We start from the raw sequence: 22,892 nt of genomic DNA, 5'->3' as shown, positions 1-22,892 counted from the left end.
ATGACCGATAAACAGGAAAAGTCATCCGATAACGAGATGACTTTTTTTGAACATATCGATGCTTTGCGTCCCCATTTGGTGCGTGGTTTTTCGGCGTTGTTCATCATCATGATCGTCGCATTCGTCGCCAAGAAGTTTATCATCGATATGGTGCTGATGGGGCCTCAGTCCCCCGACTTTCCGACCAACCGCTGGCTGTGCGAGTTATCGCACCGGCTGTTCGGCGACGACACCTTGTGTATCAACCATATCAAACTGAATATGGTGAATACGGCGCTCGGCGGGCAGTTCAACCTGCATATGCAGGTGTCGATGGTGACGGGCGTCGTACTGGCGGTTCCCTACCTGCTGTGGGAAATCTGGCGCTTCGTGGCTCCGGCCCTGACCAGCTACGAACGTTACAAAAGCCGGATGTTCGTGTTCTACGTTTCGGTGTGCTTCTTTTGCGGACTGTTGTTCGGCTATTTTCTGATCGTTCCGCTGTCGATCAATTTTTTCGCCGGTTATCAGGCCAGCGCCGATATTACGAACATGATCGACGTGCGCTCGTACCTGACTACCGTACTGACCGTGTCGGTGGCGTGCGCCGCAGTGTTCCAACTGCCGTTGCTGATCTATTACCTGACGCAGATGGGTATCGTGACGGCCGCTTTCCTACGAAAATACCGCCGACATGCGATCATCCTGCTGACCATCGTTTCGGCGGTAATCACGCCGCCCGACCTGTTCAGCCTGGTGCTGGTAATTCTGCCGCTCTATTCGCTGTACGAGCTGAGTATATTCCTCGCCCGCCATGTCGAACGGAAAAAGGCGAAAGAGGAGGCTGCGAACGGTTATCCGGTGGACGTGCCGCAGGAAGACCTGGAAGAATAACCGCTTTCGTTATAAAATAACGAAGAGGAGCGCATGGGGATGCGTTCCTCTTTTGTTATACCGGAAAAAGATTATTCTGAATCGCCGGACGTTTCCGAATCGTCGTCGAGGTAAATCTCTCCCATCAGCGAATCGATCTCCCGGCGTTCGCGTTTGGTGGGGCGGCCGGTTCCCCGGTCGCGCTGTACGAAAACGGTCAGTTTCGGGATGTGCAACTTGTCCAGTTCCGCCTGGGACGTTAGATTTTCGACGTAATCGGGCACGTTCTTGGCCGGTTGCCGCGAAGAGACCATCGCCGCGACGCGGTATGTGTAAGTGACCGGCATCTTCTTTACGGTCACCGTATCTCCGACTTTGATCTCCCGCGAAGGCTTTACGAAAGCTCCGTTGATCAATACCCGGTTCGTGCGGCACGCATCCGCCGCATCGCTGCGGGTCTTGAAGATCCGCACGGCCCACAGCCATTTGTCAACTCTTACCGAGAAATCTTCGCCCATCGTTTTGTCTTATTTGTTGTTGAATGCGTTCATCGTTCGTTCGAGTCCGGCCGTTGCGAACGACCGGATGACCTCTCCGGCCATATCGAGCCGTTCGGGCAGGGCGTCGGCCTCCTCTTTTGTCCAGGTGCCGAGGACGTAGTCCACCTGAAACCCTTTCGGAAAGTCTCCGCCGATCCCGAAACGCAGCCGGGCGTAGTTGTTGTGCCCGAGCGATTCCGCGATGTTTTTCAGTCCGTTGTGTCCTCCGTCGCTTCCTTTCCCGCGGATGCGGAGCGTGCCGAACGGCAGGGCGATGTCGTCTACGACGACGAACAGGTTCTCGATCGGGATTTTTTCGGTCTTCAGCCAGTAGCCGACGGCTTTCCCGCTGAGATTCATGTAAGTCGACGGTTTCAGCAGGATGAAGGTGCGCCCTTTGTATTTCAGTTCGGCGACCGATCCATAGCGGCCCGTTTCGAACGCTACGCCGGCGGCTTTCGCCAGCGCGTCCACCACTTTGAACCCGATGTTGTGGCGGGTTTCCGTATATTCGGCTCCGATGTTTCCGAGCCCTGCGATCAGATATTTCAATGTGTCGGATTTTTAGGAAAAAAGCCCTGTCGCTTCCCTTACAGGGGCTTCGCGACAGGGCGTTTCGGTATGTCGGTCGTCGCGGTCGTTCCGCGGTCGTCCTACTTCGCTGCGGCAGCTTCGGATGCGGCGGCGCCTCTGGCGGCACGCGTCATCTTAACGGCGCAGATCGCAGTCGACGCGGGGGTCAGGATCGCGATGTTGTCGTATTGCAGGTCGCCCACGAAAATGCTTTTGCCCAGGCCGAGTTTGGTTACGTCCACGACGATTTCGTCGGGCAGGTTCTCCATGGTGGCGCTGATGCGTACTTTTCGTTTGCTGAGGATCAGCTTACCGCCCAGTTTGACGCCTTCCGAGTTGCCTGTCAACTTCACGGGAACGTCGATCGAGATCGGTTTGCCGGGGATTACATGGAAGAAATCCACGTGCAACACGTTATCCGTTACCGGGTGATACTGTACTTCGCGCATTACGCCTACTTCTTTTTTGCCGTCGATGTCGAATTCCACGAGGTACGACTGCGGGGTGTAGATCAGCGGCCTTAGCGAACGCGTTTCCACTGCGAAATGAATGGTCTCCCCGTTTCCGTAGATTACGCACGGCACCATGCCTTCTTTACGTACGGCTTTGCTCTCTTTTTTGCCGAATGCGTTACGTTTCACGCCGGCGATTTTGATCGTTTCCATAATTTTGATTGTGTTTGTGTTATCCGGCGCTACTCAGAAACAGAAGAGAGATTCGAACTCTGTCGCCCCATCGCGCCTTTTGCAGCCGCAAAGATAGGATTAATAACGGGAAAATAAAAAAAATCGAAAAAATTATGTCCTGATATTTTGGATTATTCCAAATTTGGTTACCTTTGCAGCACTTTTACGGGATACACGTAAAGGGCGTTCTCAAAAGAATGATCCAGACGGAAAAAAGTTTTGGACGATTCGGAAAAAAGTTTTATCTTTGCAACGAAGTTTTAGGTTCATTTTAGGTTAGTAGTTTTAGGTTAGTAGAAGGAAAATGCCGCAGAAGTGAGATTTTTCTCTTTCTGTAGCTTTCCTTTGAATTTTAAATGAACTTTATTCCTGTTGTAAATAAGATATAAGCCCAGATGGTGAAATTGGTAGACACGCTACTTTGAGGGGGTAGTGTCGGTTTACGACGTGCAAGTTCGAGTCTTGTTCTGGGCACGGGAACCGAAGGGTTTGAGTTTTTTGAGGTATTGGATTGCCCAGGTGGCGAAATGGTAGACGCGCTAGTTTCAGGTACTAGTGTCAGTGATGATGTGAAGGTTCGAGTCCTTTCCTGGGCACCGTTTGAACTCCTAAGTTTTCGGACTTAGGAGTTTTTTATTTCCGATCGTTCGCCGGATTCGGGCGCAGGCCGATGGCGTTTTGCCCGTTTTTGAGACTCGGGTGAAGTTTATTTCCGAAAAGTGATTCCGAAACCGGGAAAAGATATATTTTTGTAGGTCATAGCGGGATTGCGGAGCGTCGTGCGTGTCGTCGTCCCATAAATTTATTCGAACGAATATGGGTTTACTGTGTATTTTCTTGCAGGCCGTCGCAAACCTTCCGGCAGAGCCGGCCGCCGCGGTTCATAGCGAGAGTTATTTCAGCCTGTTGATGAAGGGGGGGCTGATTCTGATCCCGATTTTCCTGCTGGCGGGTTTGGCGATTTTCATTATTTCCGATAAATGGTACATGCTACGCAAGCTCGGAAAGCACGACAGCCGGGCGTTCGGCTACCTGCTGAAACTGATCTATGCCGGCGATTCCGATAAAGCCGGCCAATTTGCCGCGAGCCGGACTTTCCCGTCGTTCAAGGTGGTCGCAGCGGGATTGAAAAACGACAACCGGACTTTGCAGGACGTCGAAGAGTCGATGCAGATTCAGGCGCGTTTGCAGATTTCCAAAATGGAAAAAGGGATGAATTACCTCGCCATTACCGCGTCGGTCGCGCCGATGCTGGGTTTTTTGGGAACGATTTTCGGGGTGATCCGGATCTTCTACGACATTTCGAAGTCCGGCGTGCTGGATATTTCCACGATTTCGAACGGTCTGTACGAAAAAATGATCTGCTCCGGTACCGGGCTGCTGGTCGGGATCATTGCCTATTCGGGGTATTCGCTGCTCAATAACCGGATCGACAAGATCGTGTTGCAGATGGACGTTGTCGCCAACGAAGCGCTGAAGGCGATCCGCGCCGACCGGGATCACGCCGTTAAACCGTAACCGATGAAAATCGAACGCAGAAAAACAAGGCTCGCCGAGGTGTACACGGCATCGTTGAACGACATCATGTTCTTCCTGCTGCTGTTTTTCCTGATTATCTCCACGATGGTCACGCCGGTGGCGCTGAAGGTGATGCTGCCGCATTCGAGCACGGCCGAGAAGGTGATTACCAAAAAGAATATCATGCTGGCGGTCACGGCCGACCGTCAGTATTTCATCGACGACCGGAAAGTGGAGTTCAAGGAGATCGAGCCGGCGCTGGCCTCGATGGTCAAGAACAAGAAAGAGGGGAATGCGGAGATCGAGTATGTCGTCTTGCTGCAGGCCGACATGTCGCTGAACCTACAGCCGGTCGTAGATCTGATCGATATAGCGAACAGGCTTCAGTTGAAGATGTTGCTGTTTGTTGAGAAAAAATAGCCGGATGATCGATGCCGGAATGAAACTCTCCGGGCGTTCTTGCAACGCCCGGAGGGTTTTTGTGTTCAGCGATCCGTCTCTTACGGAACATGCGATGCGGCGGCCGCGGCGATTCTGTGTCGCATAACTGCCGGCGGTCGTGCCGACCCGCCGGTCGTTACCGGCTGAATCCGACGGCCCGGATATTTTTTCGCGAAGCGGTTTCGCTTTCCGTCTCGATGATGCCGGTCAGCACGTCCGGCGCGTCGTCGCGCCGGTTTGCGCGGAACAGCCGCCGGAAGGTGACCAGGTCGCCGTACAGGACGTGCCAGCGGATCTGCCATCCGGCCGGCATCGCAATGCGGTTCAGTACGGCCGGGGCGTTCGACAGGATACGGGCTTCCTTGTTGTGACTCTGGTGAAACCACTCGACCCGTACTTCGCGGCATCGTTTCGCTACTTCGCGGGCGAATCCGCGGCCGCCGTTGTTGCTTTCGATGCGGGCTGCGACGGTGCCGTTGCGTAGCAGCATGTCGGCTACCAGGATCTCCGTCTCCTCCATGCCGAGCGGCGAATAGACCGCGTCGGTAATGTAGACGATACCGTCGCGCCCCACCTCGTAACAGACCGAGCACAGGTAGTCCTCGCCGGTATCGGCCGTGTCGGTGTAGTTGGCCCGGCGGACGGTATCTTCCGGCAGGCGGTCGTAGGTCTTGAAATTGTCGCCGTATAGCAGTCCTTCGCGTACGGCGGGATGTCCCTGGTACATTGTCTCGAACAGCAGCGGGTCGAGTCTGCGTTTTTGTTCCAGTAACCGTATGCCGTGGCGTTCCGGCCACAGCGCTTCGCCGGGCTTTCGCGGGTCGGAAGGGGTGGGGGGACTTTGTTTGACGGCTTCGAAGTTCAGGTGCAGCCATTGTTCCGCCTGCGTTTTTCCGTTATAAGATTCCGAGGAGGCGGTCAGTTCGAGTACCGGTTCGTGGGCGGCGATCCGTCCGATCAGATCGTCTTCGTGCCAGCGCGTGAAGACGATCAGTTCGCGCGAATCGTTGTGCAACCGGGTTTTGACGACCGCATTGTACCATTCCCACGCATGGTCGCGGATCAGCGGCGAATTGGCTTCGGCCGCGTCTTTATATAGGTCGTCGAGGATGAAAACGTCGACCGGGTTGCCGGTCAGCGCTCCTTCGCGCCCGACGCTGAGCAGACCGCCCGGAGCGCCGATCAGTTCGAATTCGTCGCTCGTGCGGATCACGTTCGGTTGTTTTGCGGAGGACGTCTTGAGCCGTGTCGCGGGGAAAACGTCCCGGTAGGCGGGTTCGCTCATCAAACGTTGTACCCGGCGGTTGAAGCGGGACGCGAGCCGCAGGTTGTACGAGGCCAGCGCGATTCGGGTCTGCGGTGCGATTCCCAGCAGGTAAGCCGGCAGCAGCACCGACGACCCGAGCGATTTGCCGTGTTGCGGCGGCACCGAAACGATCAGCCTGCGGATTTGTCCGTGCGCGAAGCGGTCGAGCGTATTGTAGTAAGTGCGATGGAACGGGGTCAGGCGGATCGCCGGCTGGCAGACCCGCGCGAAATCGCATAGCGAGCGGCGGGCGAGTTCCGCCGCTGCCTGTCGTTTTGAAAGCAGCATAGATCGGTATGGTTAAGACGAAAAGTTACGGGGGCGGTTTCCATTTTACCGGAGTCGGATTCGGTCGTACTCCGGAGTAAATTTCGGACGGGTACGACCGGTTCGTCAGAGTTCCGACAATCCCGAAATTTCACGGAGCGCCTGTTCGGACAGTCCCGACAGGTCGGGACGGTCGTCGTCCGCAGTGTCGTTGTCCGGAGGACTGCCCGTGTCGGCAGCGGATTTTGCGCACCATCGTTGCGGATCGAGGTTCGACAGCGCGAATGTGATCGCCGCCAGGTCGGGGGCGACCTGCTTGCGGGTGATCGTTTCGTTTTTGATTCGTTTGTTGCCGTCTCCGTCGTATTCGTAGGTCGTCTTGACCTCTTTCAGCAGGTAGCCCCGGATTCGTTTTTCGAGGCTTTTCAGGGCTTTGGGGTATAACGTGGAGGATGCCTTCTCCTGCCGGGCCGGGGCGGGAGCCCCTGCGGAAACGGACGAAACGGAAGCTTTTTCGGAATCGGTCATGGTTTTTCGGTTTGTGCCGGGAAGCGCGTCGGGCGCCGATGCGCTTCCCGTACTTGTTTCCGGGTCGGAGCGCCGGGGCGGTCGCGCGACCGGGATGCGTTTCCCGCCGGACCTGTACGCCGGACCTGTCATGTTCATAAGGCAGGATCTCCGATGTTTAGAACCGGCTTTCGAGGAATCGGTTCAGGGTGTTCCAACTGAAATCGCTTTGCTGCTCCCCATCGATCAGGGCGATGTCGTAGTTCCACCACACCGGGAGTACCGAGAGGATGATTCCGGTTTCCGGGGCGCGGCAAATGATCAGCGTACAGGTCAGCGAGGAATAGAATTCGTCGGTGTCGTATTCGACGGTGCCGTTAAAAAAATCTTTTTCCCGAATTTTTTCCAATAGAAGTTCCGCAATTTCTTCGTAAATTTGTTTGGTGATCGTGATCATAATTCTTGCAGTTTTGAATACAAAGATTAAATAAGAACGGTTCGAAATGGATTATACAATTTTTGAATCTAAGATTTGAATTTGGAAGGCTTGTAATAGTCTTTATATCAATTTCTATTTGAATTTCGTGTAAAACTGTTTAACTTTGCAGTACAAATATAAGTTCAATATTTTAATAAAACACATTTTTGCCTGAAAAAATGCAAAAAAATAACGATATCCGTATTTTGTGCGACCGGCTGCGTATGATTCGCTCTGAATTGTCGATGACTCAAGAAGATATGGCCCGTATCATAGGGATCGGTAAAAGCGCGTTGTCGATGATCGAAACCGGAAGGGCGTCGTTGTCGGAACGAAACCGCAATATTTTGATTCAAACATTGAATGTCAATCCGGAATGGCTTGAATCCGGAACGGGAGCCATGTTCAACGAGCAGTTCCCCGAGCGGACTTTCCTGAAGGGGAGCGACCGCCCGGTCGGATCGCAGAGCGTGCCGCTGTACAACGTGGAGGGGACGGCGGGCCTCGTTCCGCTATTTCTGGACAAGGCGTCCCGGCAGCCGGTGGATTACATCCACATTCCGAATCTGCCGAAGTGCGACGGGGCGATTTATGTCGTAGGCGACAGCATGTATCCGTTGCTCAAAAGCGGCGATATCGTGCTGTACAAGCAGTTGAACGACATCAACGACATTTTCTGGGGCGATATGTACCTGCTTTCGATCGACATCGACGGCGAGGAGTACATTACGGTCAAATATATCCAGAAGTCCGACAAGGAGGGGTGCGTCAGACTGGTGAGCCAGAATGTCCATCATGCCGACAAGGACGTCGAAATATCCAGAATCCGTGCGCTGGCTTTCGTGAAAGCCAGCATACGGATGAACTCGATCCGGTAACTAACCTAAATTTATAGCGATATGAACGTAAAGATAGCTCCGCGGTGGAAAGATCTGATCGGAGCGGAGTTTGAGAAACCCTATTTCGAGCAGCTTGCCGCGTTCGTCAAACAGGAATATGCCACGAGGCAGGTTTTTCCCGCCGGGAAAAATATTTTCCGGGCGTTCGATAAGTGCGATCCGGACGATCTGAAGGTCGTGATTATCGGGCAGGACCCTTATCACGGCGTCGGGCAGGCCAACGGCCTGTGTTTCTCTGTAAACGACGGGGTGCAGTTTCCGCCGTCGCTGGTCAATATTTTCCAGGAGGTGAACGCCGATACGGGGACGCCGGTTCCGCAGAGCGGCAACCTCGACCGTTGGGCCGAACAGGGTGTGTTGCTGTTGAACGCCGTGTTGACGGTGCGCGCCCACGAGGCGACTTCGCATGCCGGAAAAGGGTGGGAGCAGTTTACCGATGCCGTCGTACAGGCTATCGCGCGGCAAAAACAGGGGATTGTCTACATGCTGTGGGGGTCTTACGCCCAGCGTAAGGCGTCGATGGTCGATCCGCAGCGGAATTGTATCCTGAAGACCGTGCATCCGTCCCCGCTGTCGGCTTACCGGGGCTTTTTCGGGTGCCGTCATTTCAGTCAGGCGAATCAATACCTGCAAAGTATCGGAAGGACACCGATCCGCTGGTAGCGGGTACGAACGAATTAATTCATAAAGCGGCTTACGGGACCGGAGGCTCCTGCATGGTCGTTAAGGACGGACCGATTTATCTGTACTACACTTATTGCGGCGACGGCATCGTTTACGACATTCGTTTGGCTACGGCCGATGCGAACGATCCGAATTGGCCTGCCGCGCTGACCGAATGAAAAGCGCCCGGATCGTTCCTGTATGAACGTCCGGGCGTTTGATTCGGTGAATCGTCCTATTCCCACTCGATCGTTGCGGGCGGTTTCGAACTGATGTCGTAAACGACGCGATTGATTCCTTTTACGCGGTTGATGATGTCGTTCGAGACTTTAGCGAGAAAATCGTAGGGCAGGTGTACCCAGTCGGCGGTCATGCCGTCCGTCGAGGTGACCGCGCGCAGCGCTACGCAGTTTTCATAAGTGCGTTCGTCGCCCATCACGCCGACCGACTGAACCGGCAGCAGCATCACGCCCGCCTGCCAGACCTGATCGTACAGTCCCGACTCTTTCAGTCCGTCGATAAAGATTTTATCGGCTTCTTGCAGGATACGGACTTTCTCGGCCGTCACTTCGCCGAGGATACGGATGCCGAGTCCCGGCCCCGGGAACGGATGGCGCCCGAGGATATCCGCCGGAACGTTCAACTGGCGTCCCACGCGGCGTACTTCGTCCTTGAACAGCAGTCGCAGCGGTTCGACGATTTTGAGGTTCATCTTTTCGGGCAGCCCCCCTACGTTGTGGTGCGATTTGATCGTCGCCGACGGGCCGTTGACCGAGATCGATTCGATCACGTCGGGATAGATCGTTCCCTGGGCGAGCCACTTCACGTCGGTCAGTTTCTGCGCCTCGGCGTCGAATACTTCGATGAAATCGCGGCCGATAATCTTCCGTTTCTTTTCCGGGTCGGTCACGCCGGCCAGGTCGGCGAGGAATTTATCGCCGGCCCGTACGCCGATTACGTTCAGTCCCATCGACTCGTAGGATTTCAGCACCGATTCGAATTCGTCTTTGCGAAGCAGGCCCATATCGACGAAGATGCAGACCAACTGATCGCCTACCGCTTTGTGCAGCAGTTCGGCCGCCACCGACGAATCGACGCCGCCGGAGAGTCCCAGCAATACCTTGTCGCCTTTGATCTTGTCGCGCAGTTCGCGGACGGTCGATTCGATGAACGAGTCGGGCGTCCACTGTTGGCGGCAGCCGCAGATATCCACGACGAAATGTTTCAGCAGTTGTTTGCCTTCGGTCGAATGGTACACTTCCGGGTGAAACTGGATGCCCCAGGTCTGTTCGCCTTCGATCTGGAAGGCGGCGACCGGAACGGTGTCCGTGCTGGCGATGATGCGGTAGTTTTCCGGAATCTTCACGATCGTATCTCCGTGCGACATCCATACTTGCGTCCTGTCCGAAAGGCCTGCGATCAGCGGGTTGTTCGCAACGACTTTCGATAGTATCGCGCGTCCGTATTCCCTTGTGGCCGATGGTCTTACCTCGCCGCCGAATTGTTGCGACAGGTACTGGGCCCCGTAGCAGACGCCCAGCATCGGAAGGCGTCCCTTGATCGCCGACAGGTCTGCCTGAGGCGCCTGGGCGTCCCGTACCGAATAAGGACTTCCGGAGAGGATCACTCCTCTGACCGATTCGTCCGGCTGAGGGAAGTGGTTGTACGGATGGATTTCGCAATAGACGTTCAGCTCGCGCACGCGGCGTGCGATCAGCTGCGTGTACTGTGAACCGAAATCGAGAATCAAGATTTTTTCCTGCATATTCTGTTAGATGTGTTTTTCGTGCGTTTAGCGGATCTGCGCTCCGGCCTGCCGTTCGAATTCGCGGATCAGATTGCCCATCGTCCGGTCGATCACTTGGTCGGTCAGCGTTTTTTCACGGTCTTCGAGGACGAAACTCAGCGCGTACGATTTTTTGCCTTCCGGCAGCTTGTCGCCCTCGTATACGTCGAACAGCGATACGCTCTTCAATAGTTTTTTCTCGGTCGCGAAAGCAATCCTGCGCAGTTGCGCGAAGTTGACGCTCTTGTCCACGAGCAGTGCCAGGTCGCGTTTCACTTCCGGGTATTTTGGCAGTTCGCTGACCGTGACCGTATGGTTTCGGGTCAGTTTGACCAGCGCGTCGAAATTCAGTTCGAGGTAATAAACGTCCGCTTTAACGTCGAACAGGTTGCGGATCTTCCGCGACACGACGCCCATTTCGAGCAGCGGTTGTCTGCCGTTGAATTTGCAGCGGACCGCTTCGGCATACAGGTCGCTGTCGAGCGGTTCGGTGGTCGCGTCGTTCAGGTCGACACCGAATTTTTTCAGCACTTTTTCAGCCGCGCTCCGTAGCGTGTAAAAAGTGCTCGGCTGCGATTGAACGTTCCACGAAGCCGCGTGGTCTGCGCCGGTTATGGCCATCGAAACCATTGCCCGCTGGCTGTACGGCGCGAGCCCTCCCTCTTCGGCTTTTGCCGGATCGTAAGAGTAGCAGTTGCCGAATTCGTAGATTTTCAGGTCTCCGTTGCGGCGGTTGACGTTCAGTTGGATCGCCTCCATTGCGTTGAACAACAGTGTTTGACGCATTACGCTCAGGTCGTTGCTGAGCGGGTTGAGAATCTGCACGCAATTTTCGGCTTTGTAGGCCGATAAGTTTTCGTAATAGGCCGCTTTAGTCAGCGAATTACTCATAATCTCTAAAAATCCGTTGGCGCTCAGCGTATCGGAGAGCATGTTGATCAGCTTGTCGCGGTTCGGCTTCGGAGCGTAGGAGAGCGTCGAGTTGACGTGCATCGGGATCTCTACGTTGTCGTAGCCGTAAATCCGCAGGATGTCTTCCACGAGGTCGGCCTCGCGCCGCACGTCGACGCGGTAAGGCGGTACGCAGACCTGCCATGCGCCGTCGCGTTCCGATTCGATCGTCACGCCGAGCGCGTCGATGATTTTCCGGACGGTCGTCTCCGGGATCGCTTTGCCGATCAGCCGGACGATCCGGTCGTACGACACCTCGAACCGGAACGGCTCGATCCGCACCGGGTAGATGTCGGTTACGGCCGAAGTAACGACGCCTCCGGCCAGTTCGCGGATCAGCAGCGCGGCGCGCCTGAGCGCGTAAGGCGTCATGTCCGGGTCGATTCCGCGTTCGTAGCGGAACGACGCGTCGGTACTCAGTCCGTGGCGTTTGGCCGTTTTGCGGATCCAGACAGGGTTGAAATAGGCGCTCTCGATAAATACTTCGGTCGTCGAGTCCGATACGCCCGAGTCGAGTCCGCCGAACACGCCGGCGATACACATCGGCCCTTCGGCGTTGCAGATCATCAGGTCTTCGGCCGACAGTTTGCGTTCCACACCGTCCAGCGTAACGAACGGCGTCCCTTCCGGGCAGGTTCTCACGACGATTTTGTCTCCTTTGATTTTCGCCGCGTCGAATGCGTGCAACGGTTGTCCGGTTTCGTGTAAAATGAAGTTCGTGATGTCGACCACGTTGTTTTTCGGGTTAATGCCGATAGCTCGCAGGCGTTGTTGCAACCAGTCCGGCGAAGGCGCGATTTTGATTCCGGTCATCGTTACGCCCATGTAACGCGGCGCGGCTTCGGAATCGGCTACCTCCACGGCGATGGTTTTCGAATCGTTGTCCCGGCCGAACGCGTCGACCGCAGGCAGGATCAGTTCGTGCGGGATGTCGTTGGCCTTCAGGTAGACGGCCAGGTCGCGCGCTACGCCGTAGTGCGACATCGCGTCGGCCCGGTTCGGCGTCAGGCCGATTTCGAGCAGGTAATCGTCTTCCAATTGGAAATATTCTTTCGCCGGAGTTCCCGCTTTCACGTCGGCCGGCAGTACGATGATTCCTTCGTGGCTCGTTCCCACGCCGATCTCGTCTTCGGCGCACAGCATACCGAATGATTCGACGCCGCGGATTTTACTTTTTTTGATCTTGAAGCCGTTCTCTTCGCCGGTCGGATACAGCATGGCGTTGATCGTCGCTACGACCACTTTCTGTCCGGCCGCTACGTTCGGCGCGCCGCATACGATCTGGGTCGGCTGCCCGTCGCCGAGGTCGACCGTCGTTACGTGCAGTTTGTCGGCGTCCGGGTGTTTGTCGCAGGTCAGCACTTCGCCGACGACCAGTCCGGCGAGTCCCCCGCGGATCGATTCCGCTTTTTCGAATCCCTCGACTTCGAGTCCGATCTGGGTCAGTGTCCGGGAGATCTGTTCGGCGTTCAGGTTGGTTTTGATATAGGCTTTCAGCCAGTTCAATGAAATTTTCATCGTTCTATCTTGTTTTCCTTTTAATTTGTCGTCGATTGTTTCGGGCAGTCGGGCTTTCCTCCGGAAATCGGCCGGTGTTCCGGTCGCCTGAAATAGGTGCGAAAGTTACGAAAAGTTTTACAAAGTATCTAATTTCAGCGGGTACGCCCGGCGATAAATGCGGATAATTCGTATCGGACGGCGGCGGCTCATTCCTTATCTTCACAAGCTCCGGCAGCGATACCGGGTTCCGTCGTCACCGAGGTGCTTCCGAACGGAGAATCGCACATCAAAAAATAAAGCGCTATGAATGAGCGCTTTATTAGGTAGTTTATAAAAATATGTTTTTATAGTTTATCGCTGTATACGGCTCCGGGCAGATCCTGCAGATTGTAGCGCGATGCCATCGCCATGCCGTAAGCCCCTGCCGAACGCAGCGTCAGCAGGTCTCCGCGCGAGGTGACCGGCAGTTCGACGTCGCGGCCGAAAATATCCGACGATTCGCAGATCGGGCCGCCGATCGTATATTTTTCGCTCCCGGTCGCGGAAGTCAGGTTTTCGATCTTGTGTTTCGCGCCGTACAGGGCCGGCCGGATCAGGTCGGTCATTCCTGCGTCGACGATCACGATCTTCGTACCGGCCGACGTTTCTTTGTTGTAAAGCGCGCGCGTAATCAATTCGCCGCACTGCGCGACCAGCGAGCGGCCCAGTTCGAAATGCACGGTCTGGCCTTCGTCGATTTTCAGGTTGCGGTGGAAGATGTCGAAATAGGTTTCGAAGTCGGGCATCGGTTCCCGGTCGGGGTCGTCGTAGTCGATGCCGAGTCCGCCGCCCATGTTGAGGTGTTTCAAAACGATGCCCTTTTCGCGGAACCACTCCTTGATGTCGAATACCCGTTTGCTGAACGTTTCGAACACCTGCATATCGCGGATCTGCGAGCCGATGTGGAAGTGCAGCCCGACGATTTCGAGGTTTGCGAGTTTTTCGAGCGAAGCGATCGCCGCGTCGATTTCGTCGTACGAGATGCCGAATTTGTTATCCGCTTTGCCGGTGGTGATGTAGCGGTGCGTTTTCGGATCGACGTCGGGGTTGATCCGAAGCGCGATTCGCGCCTTTTTGCCCATTCGTCCGGCGATTTCGTTGATGACTTGCAATTCGTGCAACGATTCGCAGTTGAACGAGAAGATTTCCTGGCCGAGCGCGTATTCGATCTCCCGGTCGGTTTTGCCGACGCCGGCGAATACGATCTCCGATGCCGCAAACCCGTTTTCGACGGCCATCCGCACCTCGTTGCCGCTGACGCAGTCCATGCCCATGCCGGCGCGGCGCACGGCTTCGACGATGCGCGGGTCGAAGTTCGATTTCAGCGCATAATGTATTTTATAGCCGTAACGCGATGACGCTTCGGTCGCCTTGTTCAGTGTGCGGTTTAGCAGTTCCATGTCGTAAAAATAGAACGGCGTGGGCAGTTCCGCTAACTGTTTGATGTAATTTCGTGCGCTCATAATTATTCGAAAAGTCCGTCGTTAAGGGATTGCAAGGTTTGTTTCTTGTATTCGGTGCTGATCAGCATCGCCAGGCTGCGGTGGCTTGCCCCGTACGAGATCATTTTGATCGGAATCGACTGGACGCTTTTGAAAACGCTGGCGGCCAGTCCCGCGTCGCCGTGTTCCATTCGTCCGACGACGCACACGATCGAATTGTTGCGTTCGATCTCGATCGTGCCGAGCTTTTCGAGTTCGGCGACGATTTCGTCGATGTGCTTGTCGTTGTCGACCGTCAGCGATACGGCCACTTCGGACGTGGTAATCATGTCGATCGGCGTGCGGTACTGTTCGAAAATCTCGAATACCTTACGCAGGAAGCCGTAGGCCATCAGCATACGCGCCGAGTGGATACGGATCACGGTGATTCCGTCTTTGGCGGCCACCGCGTGGAACGATTTCGAATCGTCGTCGCGGTCGGAAATCGTCGTGCCCGGGGCTTTCGGGTCCATCGTATTTTTCAGCAGCACGGCGATCCCTTTGTCTTTGCAGGGCTGTATGGTCGCCGGGTGCAGGATCTTCGCCCCGAAGTAAGCCAGTTCGGCCGCCTCGTCGAAGCTCATGTTTCGGATCGGGTGGGTGTGGTCAACGATGCGCGGATCGTTGTTGTGCATTCCGTCGATGTCGGTCCATATCTGCACTTCGTTCGCGTCGATCGCCGCGCCCATCAGCGCCGCGCTGTAATCGCTGCCGCCGCGTCCGAGGTTGTCGATTTCGCTTCGGTTGTTCGTACAGATGAAACCCTGCGCCACGTAGAAAGTATCCTGGTCGGCCGCTACCGGAGCCAGCGCTTCCCTCAGACGGCAAGTATCTACTTTCCCGTCTTCGTCGGTCACCATGAAGTCGGGCGAGTTTAGGCATACGGCCTTCATGCCGGTTTCGTTCAGGTACAGCGTGAAAATCGCCGAGGTCAGTAGTTCGCCCTGCGCGATGATCGTGCGTTCGGAAGTGTATTCGCGGAATGCGCCGACTTCGCTGCGAATCAGTTCAAAGGCGGCTTTCATCCGTCCGAGGGCCTCGTCTCGGTGCGCGCCGAGCACCCCGTCGATGCAGGTCGTATATTTATCGGTCAACATCGCGAGCTGGCTTTCCACCGTGTCCCGGTCTCCGGCTGCGGCTGCCGCCACGATCTTCACCAGAGCGTCGGTCGTGCCCGACATCGCCGACAGCACCGTGATCCTCGCTCCTTCGTGACGGACTACTTCGGCTACTTTCTTCATATTCGCGGCCGAACCCACCGACGTGCCTCCGAATTTCAACACTTTAATCATAAAAACAATCAATAAGTTGTAAAATCAAACAAGAATTTATTTTTCGCACAAAAATAGAATGAATTGTTTGTTTTTATCGGGTAATTTTATTTTTTTTGCAACAAAGCGGGTCGGAGTGAAAAATTAGACACGGCCCGGGCAGGGAAGCGTCCTGTGCGGCGACGGATCCGGTTGGTATTGTCACATAAAAAATAACGATATGCTCACGATTCCGAATGCGGTCGAAGAGGTGATCAAAAAGAAGCCTTTTCTGGAAGGCGCGCTCGTCGAAGGATTGGTCAATCTTTCGGCGTTGGCCCGGCAACTGAAGCCCGAAATAGAGAAAAAAGTAGGAAAGGAGGTAAACGACAGCGCCGTCATCATGGCGCTGAACAGGCTGGTTCCGCGTCTGGAGTTGATGTCGGCGATGAAGTTCAAAAAGGTGGTCGAAAACATCGGGGACATCATCGTGCGCTCGAACCTGGCCGATTACGCTTTCGTCAACTCCCCGACCCTTTACGAACGGCAGGCCAAGCTGCTCGACCGCGTGCGGGCGATGAAGGACGTGTTTTGCACTTTTTCGCAGGGGATCTACGAGACGACCCTCGTCGTGAGCAGTTCGATCGTCAAGTTGGTGGACGAAATTTTCGCCGAAGAGACCGAGATCGCCAAAACCGAGAACCTTTCGTCGATTACGGTGAAGCTGCCGGCCGAAAACACCATCTGTCCGGGCGTCTATTACTATATTTTCAAGGAGCTGGCGTGGGACAATATCAATATTGCGGAGGTAATCAGTACGACCAACGAGTTTACCGTCGTGATCGGCGACGAGGACATTCACCGGGCATTTACGATCCTGATGGAGGCCAAACGTCAGGTCGGCGTCTGAATGATTCCGTTTTCGGCGAATAAGGCGAATAATATAAAAAGGTCTGGACGGTAAGCGAACGAGCCGATTGTTCCGAAGTTTTCGGGCCGGGAATGCGCCGGTGGCGACGTTTTGCGTTATTTTAGGATGTAAATATGTATCTGCAAGAGGATTGCGGGACTATAAAAAAGTGAACTTTTTCACGAATTTCCGATGATTCTCATTACGAAGTTGTATATTTGTAAAATTAGTTATAGCAGATTAATTTATTCACACGGACAAGGATGGTCAGGGAAGAGCAATTGCTGAAAAGAATTCAGGAACTGGAAACGGAAAACGAGAAGCTTCGCACACAACTGAATCGTCGTACTTCCGGCGCCGTCGACGGCGCCGCCGAACAAACCCGGGCCAAATACGCGGATCGGATATTGGATACCTTGCCCGATATGATGACGGTGTGGACCAATTCGGGGGTTATTACGGAGCTGATTTCGTCCGAAGAGACCAATCATGTGGGCGTTCCGTCCGAACGGTTCATCGGGATGAATATCCGGGAGCTGTTGCCGGAGGAGGCTTATCGAAACGTGCGGGCCAATCTGGATCACGTGCTCGAAACGAAAAGAGGTTCTACCGGGCGGCACGACCTGACCGTGGACGGCGAACTCCGGCATTACGAAAACCGGATCTGGCCGCTCGACCGGGACAAAGTGTTGTGTATGTGCCGGGATATCACCGAGGCGGTGCGTACCCAAAAGGCGATGAACGACGCCAACAAGCGGATGAAGCTGATCGAGCAGGTGGTTTCGCTCGGGTATTGGTTCTATTATTCGGAAACCAACGAATTTTATGCCCCGGATATCCTGCCGGTACTGCTGGAACGGGAGAGCGGAGCCGATTCTGTGAATGCCGACTACTATTTCGAGCATTTCGTCCATCCGGACGACCGTGAAAAAGCGCGCCAGTTGCTGCATTATAATCCGGAGCTGGGAGAAAAAGATTACATCGAGTTTCGGATCGTTACCGACGACAAAGTCAAATACCTGCGTCACCGGGTTCTTCGGGAGTCCGTCGAAAAAGGACATCGCGTCGTCGAAGGGTACGTGCAAGACGTAACGCCGATTATCGAGCGTTACCATGAACTGGAAATCCTGAAATATGCGGTGAATAATGCCAGCGAAGAGATTTTCTGCTGTTCGCTGGACGGCATGTTCCGTTTTGCCAACCGGACGTTCCTGTCGCACCATCGGATTACGGACGACGTCGCGAAATATAGTCTGAACGATCTCAAAGAGGGACAGTATGCTCCGGACGGTTTCGAGGCCCTGGTCGATAGGTTGCGGCGGAACGGCGGGGTGTTGCAGAATACGTGCTCCTACGAATTGCCCGACGGCGAGTCGATCACGATGGAGTCGATGGTTTACCTGTTGGACGATTCGTTTTCGGATCAGAAGGTCGTCTGGTTTTTCTGTCGGGACGTTACCGAGCGAGTCAGACAAGGGAACGAGTTGAAAGAACTGAACCGGCTGATGGAAGCGATTCTCGATAATATCCCGGTATACCTGTTCGTGAAAGACCCGAACGACGAGTTCCGCTATCTGTACTGGAACCAGTCGTTCGTCAAGCATTCGGGAATCCCGGCTTCGCAGGTGATCGGGAAGACCGATTTCGAAATTTTTCCGAATCCGGCCGATGCGGCTCATTTCCAGCGCGACGATCTCGAATTGTTGAAGCGGGGCGAGTTGCCGCCTTTCGAAGAGGAGTATTCCGTCGTAACCGGCCAGAAGCGGATCGTCAATACGGTGAAGATGCTGGTTCCGGTCGAGGAACGCAGGTTACCGTTGCTGATGGGGATTTCGTGGGATATTACCGAACGCAAGGTGATCGAGACCGAGTTGCTCGAAGCCAAAGTGAAGGCCGAACAGTCCGACCAGTTGAAAACCGCTTTCCTGGCCAACATGAGCCACGAAATCCGGACGCCGCTGAATGCCATCGTCGGCTTTGCCAAGATACTGCCCGAAATTACCGACAAGATGGAGCGCGCTTCGATCATCAATATCATCGACACCAATTCCGATCAACTGCTGATGTTGATCAACGACATCCTCGACCTGTCGAAGATCGAGGCGGGAACCATTGAGTTCGTGGACATCCCGGCGAACCTGACCGATCTGTGCCAGAATATTTACTGCACGCTGATCGAGAAGACGGCTCCGGGCGTGCAACTGGTATTCGAGGGCGCTTTCGACAATCTGGTGACGCTTTGCGATCCGGGCCGGTTGTCGCAGGTGATCGTCAACCTGATTACCAACGCGATCAAATTTACCAAAGAAGGGTTTATCCGTTACGGATATCAGCTCAAGGAGGATCGGATCGAGTTTTACGTGGCGGATACCGGTCTGGGAATCCCCGAGGACAAATTGAGCACGATTTTCACCCGCTTCACGAAGTTGAATTCATTCATTGCGGGGACGGGGCTCGGGTTGGCCATCTGCCGGATGATCGTCGAACGTCAGCATGGGAAAATATGGGCCGAATCGAAACTGGGCGAAGGTTCGATATTCCGGTTTAATTTTCCTTACCGGAAGTGCTGATTCTTTTTGGTCCGATGTTTGTCTCGGCTGTAAGCGGCTGGTTTGTAAAATATTGATTTTGGGTTGTGACAGAAAAGGCGGGAGATTTATCCCGCCTTTTCTGTTTGGTACGGCCGGTTACGGCCGGATATTGAACGTGTACTTCTGACCGTTCTGCAACCGGTCGACGGTAATCCATGCCCATCGCGCGTCTCCGGCCGGTTCGGTGCGGACGACCGTGCCGTTCACGGTAACCCGGTCGCACGTGAACGGTCCGGCCCTGAATTTCAGCGTATCCAGGTTTCCTTTGTTTTCGATCGAGAACGACGCGGTTTGCACGTTATTTTTCGGACAGGTCGCCCGGTAGTTGATTTTCGCTTCGCTGCCGGGAACGGTCAGGCCGTTTACTTCGACGTTCCATGTTTTCGGCAGCCGGGGCATGATCTTGACCACGTTGCCTTGCGCCTTCGAGGTGCCGGCCGCCATCAGGATCGTCCGGACGGTTTCGTTCTGCTGCACGAAATTGCCGAGATCGCCCTGCCGGCGGTACATCCCTTGCTCACGGCTGTACGATGCGCCTTCCGGTACGATGAACGGCTTCGGCAGCCGCGGGCTGTAACAGAGTTTCGACAGGTTTGTAAGAAATTTGCCGTAATCATCGCTCCGGTCGAGCAGCATCGAGGTCTGGGTAATGATATTGTGGTCGTAGCCGAGTCCGCGCGGACCGAGGAACGTATCGCCTATGTAGCGGTCGAGGTCGGTGCGGTAGGTGTTTTCGCAGAGTTCGTACCACCCGGCCGGAGCGTCGCGTTGTACGTCATAGCCTGCGTAATCGGCGTATAGCGACATCGACGGGTCGTGGAAAAAACCGAATTTCTCCGGATTCCATTGCCTGCCGTCGGAGAATCCGGCGAGGATCGCCTGTTCCATCCGGTCGGCCAGTCCGGTCCATGCCGCCGCTTCGCGGGTTTTGCCGGCCGCCTGCGCCATTTCGGCGTACATCCGCACGCCGAGGCAGCACGGGATGTTGGCGAACATCGTATAGTCCATCATGGCGGCTTCCGTTTCGCCGTACATCAGCCCGTCCTTGTTGAACGAGACGTCGGGATTTTTCATCGCCCAGTCGATGTAGTGCACCGCTTCGTTGATGTATGTCCAGTTGTCGAGCACCCACTGCGGGTCGGCTCCGCTGTTGAGCCATACGTTGGCGATGCTCATCATCGTCAGTCCGTGCCCGTCCGGCTCGCTGTTGCCGAAGTTCTGGTAGTCGTCGCCGAAAAGTTCTTTCGTGTACTGCGTCGGCCAGTTGGCCACCACGACGAGCACTTTCGAGTATTCCATCGGTTTGTTCGGGATGACGCTCCAGTGTCCCGGAATCCGCTTGCCGAGCATCGTCAGCCCGTTGTCCGGGTAATACATCAGGCATTTGTGCAGGAAATCGACCGATTTCAGCGTTTTCGGGAGCAGATCCATGTAGGAGAGGATTCCCAGCGCCCGGTTCCGCGAATACATCGCTCCGCAGTAGCTGTTCGCCTGCGGAACCCAGGTTCCGAAACCGTCGTACCGCCACGACGGAGCGCCCGGCGAACTCTCGTCGATCATGCCGTCGTCGCGCATTTTGGTCAGGATATCCTCGACATTATAATAATAGACCTGCGTCAGAATATCGGCGAACCGGTCGCCGGTAAACGTGATCCGGACGCGGTCGTAGGTCTCGGGATACTTGAAGGCGGGCACCTTTTTAAAATCGCTTTCGAAAGTGTAAAGGCGTCGGCGCATCCGTTCGATTTCGCGGCTCATCGTGTCCGGGCGGCGGCTGTCGATCGTATGCGTATCGAAAAACGGATCGGCTGCGTCGACCGGTTTGCCGCCGGAGAGCGTTTTCCGTTCGTCCGAACGGAGCAGGTATCCGCCGTCGAACACCGGTTCCCCCGTCTTGCCGGGATTGTCGGCGAGCCGGATTTCGCGGATCGGTTTGTTTTGTATTTTCACCTTGAAGGCGATCTGGTCGTTCCCTTCGAAACCGCCCTGCAGATGAAGCGCTTTTTGCAGGCAGGCCGTCATTCCCGGTTCGGCTTCCTCCGTTTTGAACGGGGCTCCTCCGTCGCGCCAGTTGGCCTTGAACCACATGGTGTATCCGAAGATCAGCGGAATGACGTCGGCGGTTCCGTCCGTGTAGGCGATCACGATCTCTCCAGCCCGGTCGCCGATAAACAGATTTTCCGATTCCACGAGACTGCCCCAGGGCGGGGTGCCGCGGTCTTCCGAGTTGTATCCTCCGACGAAATAGATGTATTCGCCTTGCGGATTCTCCGGCGAGGGTCGGAACGGCATTTCGAACCATCCGTCTCCGCAGAGACGCGTCCGGGCGTTTTCCGCCGTTGCGCCGCCGGGCGCCAGCAGCAACGATAGAGCGATAATCCTGTAAATAGTTTTTTTCATGCGGATTAAGTTTTAGGTTTGTCAAATGTAATAAATAAATAGGACAGATTTCCGAAAAAAAATATCCATTTTGTTCCGTTTTTTTGCGATTTAATTTGTTATTTTGAGAAAAAGAAGTAATTTAGTGCGGATTTAACCGATTAAGTGATTTAAAAGCCGATTCGGGATCGCATATCCCGTTTTTCCGATCGTATGAAAACTTCGCTGAAAGATATTGCCGAAGAGCTTCGCCTGTCGAAAACGACCGTTTCGTGGGTGCTTTCGGGCCGTGGGAATGAGCGTGGAATCAGCCCGGCGACTCAGGAGAGGGTCAAGCAGTGCGCCCGGCGGATGAACTATCAGCCCAATCTACTGGCCCGCAGCCTGAATACCGGGGTATCCAGCACGATCGGCCTGATCCTTCCTTCCATTTCCGACTCGTTTTATTCGCAGGTCGCCCGCGAGGTCGAGATGGAAGCCGAACGGCACGGCTATTCGCTGATGATATGCAGTTCGGAGTCCGAAGGCGAGCGGGAGAACCGGATGATCCGGATGTTCCGCGCCAAGCAGGTCGACGGGATCATTCTGGCCCCGACCAAGATTTCGAAGACGGAGATCCGGCAGTTGGTCGACGACGCGTTCCCGCTGGTCGTTTTCGACCGTTATTTTTCGGAACTGAAAACCCATTATATAATTATCGACAACGAACAGAGCAGCTACCGGTTGGTGAGCCACCTGATCGAGCGGGGAGCCCGCCGGATCGCCATCGTGACGACCAACCCGCATCTGACCACGATGGATCAGCGGCGTGCCGGCTATGCCCGGGCGCTGACGGAAGCCGGTCTTCCTGTCGATCCCGACCTGTACGGCGAGGCGGCGTTCGTCGGTTACGAAGAGAACGTGTTCCGCGCGCTCGACCGGATTTTCGCCAAGGCGCCCGACGTGGACGGTTTTTTCTTTACGACCCATATCCTGGCGCTCGAGGCGTTCCGTTATTTCCACGGCCGCCGGATCGACATCAACGACGGTTACGGGCTGGCCTGTATTCACGAGGTGCCTGCGATGAGCGTGTTGGCTCCTGCGATGAACGTGGCGCGGATGCCGGTCGGGGAGATCGGGCGCAACGCGGTGCGGATGCTGCTGGGCGATATCCGGAACCGGGGCGGTCTGTCTCGGTCTGCCGATCGGGAGTTTGAGTCGCTCGTGCTGCCCTGCGAACTCTGCTTCCGGGATTGACGGGACTTTTTTTGAGGGCAAGAAACTTAAACGATTAAGT

Annotated in this window: 20 protein-coding genes and 2 tRNA genes; 11 read left to right on the top strand and 11 right to left on the bottom strand. The window is 55.2% G+C overall.

The window, feature by feature from the left end; genetic code table 11:
• The gene (gene tatC, locus PGR91_RS10280) at positions 1-873 is read left to right on the top strand and encodes a twin-arginine translocase subunit TatC (protein WP_172970805.1); all 873 of its coding nucleotides are present in this window, start codon (positions 1-3) and stop codon (positions 871-873) included.
• Positions 874-944: 71 nt separating this feature from the next.
• On the opposite strand, the gene PGR91_RS10275 is transcribed toward tatC, so the two are convergent.
• From PGR91_RS10275 to PGR91_RS10265, 3 genes are all read right to left on the bottom strand, one after another.
• Positions 945-1,370 carry an RNA-binding S4 domain-containing protein gene (locus PGR91_RS10275; protein ID WP_055205301.1) on the bottom strand — a complete coding sequence of 142 codons (426 nt, stop codon included), beginning with the start codon at positions 1,368-1,370 and terminating at the stop codon, positions 945-947.
• A 9-nt stretch (positions 1,371-1,379) separates the two neighbouring features.
• The gene (gene pth / locus PGR91_RS10270; protein ID WP_055205302.1) at positions 1,380-1,943 is read right to left on the bottom strand and encodes an aminoacyl-tRNA hydrolase; all 564 of its coding nucleotides are present in this window, start codon (positions 1,941-1,943) and stop codon (positions 1,380-1,382) included.
• Positions 1,944-2,044: 101 nt separating this feature from the next.
• Complete coding sequence (locus PGR91_RS10265) at positions 2,045-2,629, bottom strand: 50S ribosomal protein L25/general stress protein Ctc (protein WP_055205303.1); 585 nt, start codon at positions 2,627-2,629, stop codon at positions 2,045-2,047.
• A gap of 410 nt (positions 2,630-3,039) precedes the next feature.
• On the opposite strand from PGR91_RS10265, the gene PGR91_RS10260 reads away from it, so the two are divergent.
• From PGR91_RS10260 to PGR91_RS10245, 4 genes are all read left to right on the top strand, one after another.
• Positions 3,040-3,124: transfer RNA gene (locus PGR91_RS10260), tRNA-Leu, on the top strand.
• 39 nt (positions 3,125-3,163) lie between these two features.
• Positions 3,164-3,246: transfer RNA gene (locus PGR91_RS10255), tRNA-Leu, on the top strand.
• A 220-nt stretch (positions 3,247-3,466) separates the two neighbouring features.
• The gene (locus PGR91_RS10250; protein WP_055205317.1) at positions 3,467-4,168 is read left to right on the top strand and encodes a MotA/TolQ/ExbB proton channel family protein; all 702 of its coding nucleotides are present in this window, start codon (positions 3,467-3,469) and stop codon (positions 4,166-4,168) included.
• Positions 4,169-4,171: 3 nt separating this feature from the next.
• The gene (locus tag PGR91_RS10245) at positions 4,172-4,588 is read left to right on the top strand and encodes an ExbD/TolR family protein (RefSeq protein ID WP_055205318.1); all 417 of its coding nucleotides are present in this window, start codon (positions 4,172-4,174) and stop codon (positions 4,586-4,588) included.
• 157 nt (positions 4,589-4,745) lie between these two features.
• Here the strand turns inward: PGR91_RS10245 and terL are convergent, their stop codons facing one another.
• From terL to PGR91_RS10230, 3 genes are all read right to left on the bottom strand, one after another.
• Entirely contained in the window at positions 4,746-6,203 is a 1,458-nt protein-coding gene (gene terL, locus PGR91_RS10240; protein ID WP_101572341.1) for a phage terminase large subunit, read from the bottom strand.
• Positions 6,204-6,308: 105 nt separating this feature from the next.
• Entirely contained in the window at positions 6,309-6,710 is a 402-nt protein-coding gene (locus PGR91_RS10235; protein ID WP_147387405.1) for a hypothetical protein, read from the bottom strand.
• A gap of 157 nt (positions 6,711-6,867) precedes the next feature.
• Entirely contained in the window at positions 6,868-7,146 is a 279-nt protein-coding gene (locus PGR91_RS10230; RefSeq protein WP_055205321.1) for a hypothetical protein, read from the bottom strand.
• Between the two features lie 227 nt (positions 7,147-7,373).
• On the opposite strand from PGR91_RS10230, the gene PGR91_RS10225 reads away from it, so the two are divergent.
• Genes PGR91_RS10225 through PGR91_RS10215 form a run of 3 tightly spaced genes read left to right on the top strand, consistent with a single transcriptional unit; the run spans position 7,374 to position 8,908 of the window.
• Positions 7,374-8,045, top strand: coding sequence for a LexA family transcriptional regulator (locus PGR91_RS10225; RefSeq protein WP_055205424.1), 672 nt, complete (start codon positions 7,374-7,376; stop codon positions 8,043-8,045).
• A gap of 21 nt (positions 8,046-8,066) precedes the next feature.
• Positions 8,067-8,729: a uracil-DNA glycosylase gene (gene ung, locus PGR91_RS10220; RefSeq protein ID WP_101572343.1), complete on the top strand. Its 663-nt coding sequence runs from the start codon at positions 8,067-8,069 to the stop codon at positions 8,727-8,729.
• A 53-nt stretch (positions 8,730-8,782) separates the two neighbouring features.
• Complete coding sequence (locus PGR91_RS10215) at positions 8,783-8,908, top strand: hypothetical protein (protein ID WP_257937060.1); 126 nt, start codon at positions 8,783-8,785, stop codon at positions 8,906-8,908.
• A gap of 56 nt (positions 8,909-8,964) precedes the next feature.
• Here PGR91_RS10215 and guaA read toward each other — a convergent pair whose 3' ends face one another.
• The 4 genes from guaA to PGR91_RS10195 all read right to left on the bottom strand — a co-directional run bounded on the left by guaA (position 8,965) and on the right by PGR91_RS10195 (position 15,775).
• Complete coding sequence (gene guaA / locus PGR91_RS10210) at positions 8,965-10,494, bottom strand: glutamine-hydrolyzing GMP synthase (RefSeq protein WP_118656799.1); 1,530 nt, start codon at positions 10,492-10,494, stop codon at positions 8,965-8,967.
• 27 nt (positions 10,495-10,521) lie between these two features.
• A complete protein-coding gene (gene pheT / locus PGR91_RS10205) occupies positions 10,522-12,984 on the bottom strand; it encodes a phenylalanine--tRNA ligase subunit beta (RefSeq protein WP_118656801.1) in 2,463 nt (820 codons plus the stop codon).
• Between the two features lie 326 nt (positions 12,985-13,310).
• On the bottom strand, positions 13,311-14,468 hold the full coding sequence (lysA, locus tag PGR91_RS10200) for a diaminopimelate decarboxylase (protein WP_101572349.1): 1,158 nt from the start codon (positions 14,466-14,468) through the stop codon (positions 13,311-13,313).
• A gap of 2 nt (positions 14,469-14,470) precedes the next feature.
• On the bottom strand, positions 14,471-15,775 hold the full coding sequence (locus PGR91_RS10195; RefSeq protein ID WP_219618093.1) for an aspartate kinase: 1,305 nt from the start codon (positions 15,773-15,775) through the stop codon (positions 14,471-14,473).
• Between the two features lie 202 nt (positions 15,776-15,977).
• Between PGR91_RS10195 and PGR91_RS10190 the strand changes: the two genes are divergently transcribed.
• A complete protein-coding gene (locus PGR91_RS10190; RefSeq protein WP_055205327.1) occupies positions 15,978-16,646 on the top strand; it encodes a hypothetical protein in 669 nt (222 codons plus the stop codon).
• Between the two features lie 263 nt (positions 16,647-16,909).
• Positions 16,910-19,216, top strand: a complete 2,307-nt coding sequence (locus tag PGR91_RS10185; protein WP_118656803.1) for a PAS domain-containing protein — start codon at positions 16,910-16,912, stop codon at positions 19,214-19,216.
• 117 nt (positions 19,217-19,333) lie between these two features.
• On the opposite strand, the gene PGR91_RS10180 is transcribed toward PGR91_RS10185, so the two are convergent.
• Positions 19,334-21,637 (bottom strand): hypothetical protein, encoded by a 2,304-nt coding sequence (locus PGR91_RS10180; protein WP_118656805.1) that lies wholly within the window; start codon positions 21,635-21,637, stop codon positions 19,334-19,336.
• A 192-nt stretch (positions 21,638-21,829) separates the two neighbouring features.
• Here PGR91_RS10180 and PGR91_RS10175 point away from each other — a divergent pair, with 192 nt between their 5' ends.
• Positions 21,830-22,852: a LacI family DNA-binding transcriptional regulator gene (locus tag PGR91_RS10175; protein ID WP_118656806.1), complete on the top strand. Its 1,023-nt coding sequence runs from the start codon at positions 21,830-21,832 to the stop codon at positions 22,850-22,852.
• Positions 22,853-22,892 lie beyond the last annotated feature (40 nt).

The sequence above is a fragment of the Candidatus Alistipes pullistercoris genome (genome assembly GCF_027665465.1).
Taxonomy (GTDB): Bacteria; Bacteroidota; Bacteroidia; order Bacteroidales; family Rikenellaceae; genus Alistipes_A; species Alistipes_A hominis.
This window is presented reverse-complemented; position numbering and strand designations above follow the sequence as displayed.